General features: G+C 55.2%; 5 protein-coding genes and 1 pseudogene. All 6 read right to left on the bottom strand.

The annotated features are described in order from the left end of the window. The coding region (locus CPT76_RS20815; protein WP_105444329.1) for a response regulator at positions 1 to 1,123 on the bottom strand (1,123 nt) is incomplete at its 3' end. Positions 1,124 to 1,138: 15 nt separating this feature from the next. Next, positions 1,139 to 2,491, bottom strand: a complete 1,353-nt coding sequence (locus CPT76_RS20820; protein ID WP_105444330.1) for an ABC transporter substrate-binding protein — start codon at positions 2,489 to 2,491, stop codon at positions 1,139 to 1,141. Between the two features lie 30 nt (positions 2,492 to 2,521). Continuing rightward, a pseudogene (locus CPT76_RS20825) lies at positions 2,522 to 4,247 on the bottom strand (sensor histidine kinase). 99 nt (positions 4,248 to 4,346) lie between these two features. Further along, entirely contained in the window at positions 4,347 to 4,952 is a 606-nt protein-coding gene (locus CPT76_RS20830) for a carbohydrate ABC transporter permease (protein ID WP_374954697.1), read from the bottom strand. 72 nt (positions 4,953 to 5,024) lie between these two features. Continuing rightward, positions 5,025 to 5,978 carry a carbohydrate ABC transporter permease gene (locus CPT76_RS20835; RefSeq protein ID WP_105444332.1) on the bottom strand — a complete coding sequence of 318 codons (954 nt, stop codon included), beginning with the start codon at positions 5,976 to 5,978 and terminating at the stop codon, positions 5,025 to 5,027. 117 nt (positions 5,979 to 6,095) lie between these two features. Beyond that, the coding region (locus tag CPT76_RS20840; protein WP_146116371.1) for an extracellular solute-binding protein at positions 6,096 to 6,687 on the bottom strand (592 nt) is incomplete at its 5' end.

Below are 6,687 nucleotides of genomic sequence, written 5' to 3' on the forward strand. Positions count from 1 at the left end.
GCTCCAGCTGGCGGCACAGGACGATCGTCAGCTCGATGAGCAGCCGCTCGGCTCCCTCCTTCGGATAGGCCTGTTCTTCCAGATATCCCTTCAGCTCATCCCAGCATGCGTTCAGGCGCACCGTATCGAGCGTCCGGATGGCGTCCAGCAGCTGTGATTCCAGATGCTTCGGATATTTTAAATCCGGATGCCCGGCAATATCCTCATGTTCCGTATCGGCAAACACACCCTCCTGCTCGGAATAAAAGCGCTGGTACAGCGCCCGGGCTGCCCCGTCATAGGCTCTGCTCAGCTGATGGATTCCCCGGGTCGTCCGGCTGAGGCCCACCGAGCACTTCAGCTTGGAATACGTACGGATCCGGTCGATCAGATCGTGGCCAAGCGTGATTTTCCGAGGCTGCAGCGCATCGGGGAACAGCACGATCCATTCTCCGCTGTGAAAAGGAAATACCGCAAGGCATCCGTACTGCTGCGACCACTCCTCCAAAATGTTGCGGACCGCAAACAGCCACAGCCGCTTTTCGGCCATCGACCACCGTTCGCTCAGCTGGTGGTAATGATCCAGCTGCACAACGGCCATAAAGTAGTCCTCATCCAGCTCATGGCTCTCCAGCCACGCCAGCGGTCCACGCGGACGGTCGTTGCCCTCGATCCATTCCGCGTACATCCGCTCACGGGCCATAACGGACAGCACCTGAACCGAGTGCAGCAGTCTGTCGTCGGCCCGACGCGCGTCCAGCCGGGCAGCCGCCCGCTTCAGCATCTCTGTCAATTCGTCATGATCGATGGGCTTCAGCAGATAGTCGAAAGCCCCCTGTCGAAGCGCCTCCCTGGCATATTCAAATTCGCCATAACCGCTAATCACGATGAAAATGCGTCCAGGGTTCCCCGTAAGCACTTCCTTCATCAGCGTAATGCCATCCATGCCGGGCATGCGGATATCGCTGATGATGATGTCCGGCGCATGCTCCCGGACCAGGTCGAGCGCCCCTTCCCCGTTCTTCGCCTCGCCGGCCACCTCGATGCCCAGCTCCTCCCAGGGGATGGCAGCCTTCAGACTCCGCAGAATGATCGGTTCGTCATCCACCAATATGGCTGTGTAATGCCGGCCTGAACCTTCCACTTCCTATCCCTCCTTTCATTTCACCGCCGTGCTGCGCCTCAGATTCCAGTACTGCTGTGAGGAGACGTCCAGCTCCTGCAATGCGTCTCCTGCCGAAATGCCCCCGTGAATCATCTCTGCGATGACCGCCAGAAACGATTTGTTCACTTCCGGGGACAGCATATTGTCATAAGGAACGAAGGTTTGCGGATCCTGCTCCATTAAGGCGGTGACCTGCGGAAAAACCGGCCCGGTCCGCTCGGCATCAAAAGGAATACGCATGGACGGAATCCGCAGGCCCTCGTACACAATCCGTTCCTGCACTTCGGTCGTGTACAAGCTCTTCATCAGCTCCAGTGCCGCCTTTTTCTGCGCTTCGCTTAAATTGGAAGATAAACCGATTCCGATCGTATAACCTCCCGCAAGCGACTTGGAGCCGCCGGGCTCAAGGGAAGGGAACGGAATCGCCTTGATATCGTTCTGAAAATCAGCCGGCGCCCGCTCATTATGAAACAGCGTAATGTCCCAGTTGCCGTTTAAATACATACCCGCTTTGCCATGGCTGAACAGGTCGATCGCTTCTTCGGTCGAGATATCGTTGGGATGGGGGCCGAATGCCCCCTTTTCCGCCCATGCCTCGATCTGGTTAAATGCCTTCAGATAAGCCGCATTTTGAAACGCGCTGCCGCTGTTTCCCTCGACGAGATTTTCGATCATTTGCGGATTGCCGTAGCGGTCCATTAAATAATGGGCAAAAATAGCCGCCGGCCAGCGTTCCTCGTTGCCGAGGGCAAACGGGATATAGCCGTGCTGCCCCAGCACGTCCACCGCTTCGTTTAACTCGCTTAATGTTTCCGGAATGGCGATCCCGAGCTTGCGGAACAGCGCGCCGTTCACATACAGCGGCTCGGCGTTGCCTTCAATCGGCAGGCCGTAGACATGGCGGTCGAAGGTCCACAGCTTCAAATCTTTAAATTCGTTCTCCAGGTGGTTGCCGTTCACGAACTCCGTCAAATCGAGCAGCCGGTTCGACCTGACGTACGGCTCGATCTCGGCGCCGCCGAACAGGACGAACATGTCCGGAGGCGTGCCGGTCACCATCTCGCTCTTGAGCTTCTGCTCCCGGTGGATCGTTTGATCCATCCCGTCGAAGTTGACCTTGACGTTGGGATGGGCCTCCTCAAACTCGCGCACGACATCTTCAAAAATGTTCAGCATCGGCCGGTCATGCTCGCTGATCCAGAAATGCCGGAAGGTCAGCGTGACCTTATCGGTGGCGTCCTCCTCGATCGGCTCATGGTTCGCATGCGCCACGACGACGACCGTGCCGGTCAGTACAACCGCATAGAGAAGCACCCAGCCCCAGCTTCGCAGTTTTCTTCTTAACATCCGTTTTTCTCCTCCCCTGACGCACCGGTCCTATGGCATAATCTTCGGCACCCGGATCCGGACGACCGATCCGCCGCCGGGAGAGGAGCATATGAGGATGCCGTAATAGCCTCCGAACCGGATCCGCAGCCGCTCATGGACGTTTTTCAGGCCCACGCCGCTGTCATGGTACTTTTTCGATCCGGCGGACTCCTTGTTCCAAATGCGAAGCAGCGACTCCGGGTCAAAGCCCGGCCCGTTGTCCGTCACGTCGATGACGATGTCCCGGCCGGCTTCAATGGCCTGGATGCGGATATATCCTTTGTCCTCCATCGGCTCAATGGCGTGGTACAAAGCGTTTTCAACAATCGGCTGTACGATCAGCTTCTGAGTCATATATGATCGCAGCGTCTCGGGAATGTCGATTTCATAGTCAAACCGGTCTTCGAACCGGTATTTCTGAATGTTCAAGTAATGGCGCACATGCTCAAACTCCATATACAGCGGAATAAGCTCCTGGTTCTCGCTGATGCTGATCCGCAGCAGCTTGCCGAGAGAAATGACCATTTTACTGATATCCCGGTTCCCGGCCAGCACCGCCATCGAGTTGATCGTCTCCAGCGAATTGTAAATAAAATGGGGATTGATCTGGGCCACCAGCGCCTGCAGCTCGGCTTCCTTCTTGCGGGTCTGCTCCGTCTCGACCTGCTGGATCAGCTCCTGGATCTGCGAGCTCATCCGGTTAAAGCCGTCGATCAGCAGATCGGTTTCATCATCACTTTGCGTATGGGATGTGATCGGCACGAAGATGCCCTGCTTAACCCGCTTCATGCCGTTTACGGCGCTGATCAGGCTGCGGACCAGCCTGCGGATAAAAAAATTGGTCGAACCAAAGTGCCGACAGCAAAGAAAACAGACCTAAAATAATGGCGATATTCCGAATGGAAACGGATTCAGAACGAATCAGCTTCAGCGGCGTCACCGCAACCAAATACCACTGTTCGTTGTGGGACGGCAGAAAGGTAATGAGCGATTTTTCATGATGAAAAGAATCTACGTAATAGTCCTTCGTCTTGGTGTACGTGTCTGACAGAAAAGGAAAAGAGATGTTCTCCCCGATCCGGTCACCGGATTTGTTAAATACGACACTGCCCTCTTTGTTCACCAGCAGAATGTCCCCGTTCTTCAGCGTCGCGGCTTCCCAGAATACCTGATCCAAAATGTCCGGCTTCACATAGATGACCAAGTAGCCGATCGTCTCCAGCGAGTAGTAGTCTTTGATGACGCGGGCATGAATCATGACGGGACGGCCCGCTGCCGCCGAACCGTTCTCCCCCGGCCCGGACCATACCGGACGCCCTTCGGCGCCAAGCATGGACGCATACCAGGTTTGCCGCTTCAAATCACCGAATGACATTGGCGCATTGTACTGATAAATCAATTGGCTGGTGGAATACAGGCTGAACGAAGTAATCATCGGGTGGTTGATCAGCAGATTGTTGATCTCCTGCTTGCGGTCGTACGTCACACTTACGTCCGGATTTTTCAGAAACTGCTGAATGACTGGCTGGGTAATCGCCGCATTGGAGACGGAGTTGATCTCATTCAAGGCGAACTTGAGCTTGCGGTCCGTCTCTAGCAGCGAAATCCAGTAGAAATTGTTCGACTTCTTCTCCATGGCGCTGGAAAAGTTGTAATAGGTGACCACGCCCATGATGATGACCGGTATGAACACCAGAAGAATAATAGCCAGTAATATTTTGCGGCGGAGCTTCATGGCACTTGGGTCCTCCTGCCTCCTGCTTCTATGTCTTTAGATCTATTCATTCTTCATGGCATGAAATAATTCCTTCGTGTCTGGCAGATTTTAGGGGAATCAGCTCTTGATGGCCCCGGAGGTCAAGCCTGCAATGACCCAGCGGCTGAAGAGAAGGAACACGATCAGAAGGGGCAGCGTCGCCGTAAACGTCGCGGACATGATCATGCCGTAATCGAGCCCGTCGCGATTGGAGAACAACATCAGCTCGGAGTGGACCGCCGTGGAAATATACTGCCGCATCCAGAAGATCCCGAAGGCGTTCACCATCGCCGGCACGATCAGCGCCTTGTACGTATCGATCCAGTGCAGCTTCGCCATGATGATATACGTCGGCAGCACGCTCAGCTGGGTCGGCACGAACAGAGTCGCGATGACGAAATAAAAGAGTGCATTTTTCAGCGGAAAATCGTACTTGGCAAAGGCGTATCCGGCCAATGTGCAGAAGAACACCACCGACACGGTCACCATGGAAGAGACAAAGAGCGAATTGAGCAGCGCGCGAAAGAAATCCGTCCGCTCCAGCACCCGCTGGAAATTGTTCAGAAACTCGCCGCCGATGGACAGCATCGGGGGAATATGAAATACCGCCCCGCGGTCATTCGTCGCGATGACAAACATCCAGTAAAAAGGAAAGATCGAGACCAGCGCCCCGAGCACGAGCAAAATGTAAAAGAGGGTTTTGCCGATGATTCCCCGTATCCCCCGGCGTCCGGGAAGAAGCCGTTTGAAGTGAACTCATGCCTTACCACCTTCCGTATCTCCGTTCATCCGTCCCGACACCCACATGTTAATCATGGAGAAGATGATCGTAATGATAAACAGCATGACCGCCGTGGCCGCCGCCGTTCCGAAAAATCCGTTCCGGAAAGCCTCGCTGTACAAATAAGTCACCATCGTGATCCCTTCCTGGCGGGTCGATCCCGTTCCGGACTGCCCCAAATAGACGTACGGTTCGGTAAACAGCTGGAGCGAGCCGATAGTCGAGATCAGCGTCACGAAGACGATAAACGGCTTGAGCAGCGGCAGCGTAATGTAGGCGAGCTGCTGGCGGCGGTTGGCCCCATCGATCCGCGCGGCTTCGTACAGGTCCATCGGAATGCTCTGCAGGCCGGACAAGAAAATGATCGCGTTGTAGCCCGTCCAGCGCCACATGACCATGGTGGAGATGGCGATTTTGACGCCCCACCAGCCGGAGTTAAAGGCCACGCTCTCCAGCCCCAGGCCGTTCAGCATCCAGTTGATCATGCCGTTGTTGCCGAACAGGGTGCTGAATACGAGCGTCACGGCCACGATCGACGTAATGTTGGGCATGAAAAAGAGAACCCGGAACGTCTTCTTGAACCGGGTCATCGCCGAGTTGAGCATGACCGCCAGCAGAAGCGCAATAATCAGCTGCGGGACGGTGCCCATCACGCCCATGATGAGCGTATTGCTGAACGAGATCCAGAAGGTCGGATCGCTCGTGATCAGGTCGTAGTTTTTCATCCCGACATATTTCATCGGGCCGAGCGCATCCCACTTGTAGAAGGACAGATAAATCGTAAAGAATATCGGGTACAACCCGAAAATGGCGAACAAAATAAAAAAAGGCGAAATAAACGTATAGGCTGTCATCCGGCTCCGCCTTTGCTCCGTCAGAAAAGGCTTCTTGCTGCTCCGGGCCTGCGAAGCGATTACGGTTTCTGCCATGCTGCACCTCCGCGGTTCTCATAGGATCATCCAAACCCGCCAGGCGCGGCGCTGCGGCCGTCCTGACGAATTTGGATGCAGAATCAATGCTTTAACATTTGAATTTCCGGAAAATAGTTAGCTGCGTTCCGCCAGCGTTTTGGCTTTCTCGACGGCAGCGTCCCATTCTTTGGCCGGGTCGGCTTTTTTCTCAAGGACGTTTTTCAGCGCATCCTTGAAGAACGTATCCGTCTGGTCATGCAGCGGACCGTAGTAGACCGGTTTGACGCGCTGTGCGGCTTTGCCGTATTCCACGGCCGTCGCCTGACCTCCGAAGAAGTCGTCCTTGAAGCCGGTGAAGGCTTCATCTGTGTACAAGGCAGGAATCGAAGGCATCAAGCCTTTAGATTTGAACGATTCCAGCTGATTCTCCTTGCTGTCGAGCCAGGCGATGAATTCGTAAGCTTCCTTCGAATGCTTGCCCTGCTTCGGCAGCGTCAGGAAGGAACCACCCCAGTTGCCCGCGCCTTCCGGAAGCTGCGTAATTCTCCACTTGCCGGAAGAATCCGGACCGTTCGTCTTGATGTTGCCGGCCATCCAAGCCGGTCCGAGCATCACACCGAATCCACCGTCGTTGGTCGCCTGCCCCCATTCCGGAGACCACAGCAGCGTATTGCCGATCCAGCCTTCCTGAATGCCTTTGACCGTAAAGTCATAGGCTTTCTTCACC

Source organism: Paenibacillus sp. AR247 (assembly GCF_002968895.1).
In the GTDB taxonomy this organism is placed as follows: Bacteria; Bacillota; Bacilli; order Paenibacillales; family Paenibacillaceae; genus Paenibacillus_AQ; species Paenibacillus_AQ favisporus.

Bases quoted from the DNA above. Each gene is read 5' to 3' on its own strand.
- CPT76_RS20835 (WP_105444332.1), bottom strand. From the start codon at position 5,978: ATGGCAGAAACCGTAATCGCTTCGCAGGCCCGGAGCAGCAAGAAGCCT.
- CPT76_RS20820 (WP_105444330.1), bottom strand. From the start codon at position 2,491: ATGTTAAGAAGAAAACTGCGAAGCTGGGGCTGGGTGCTTCTCTATGCG.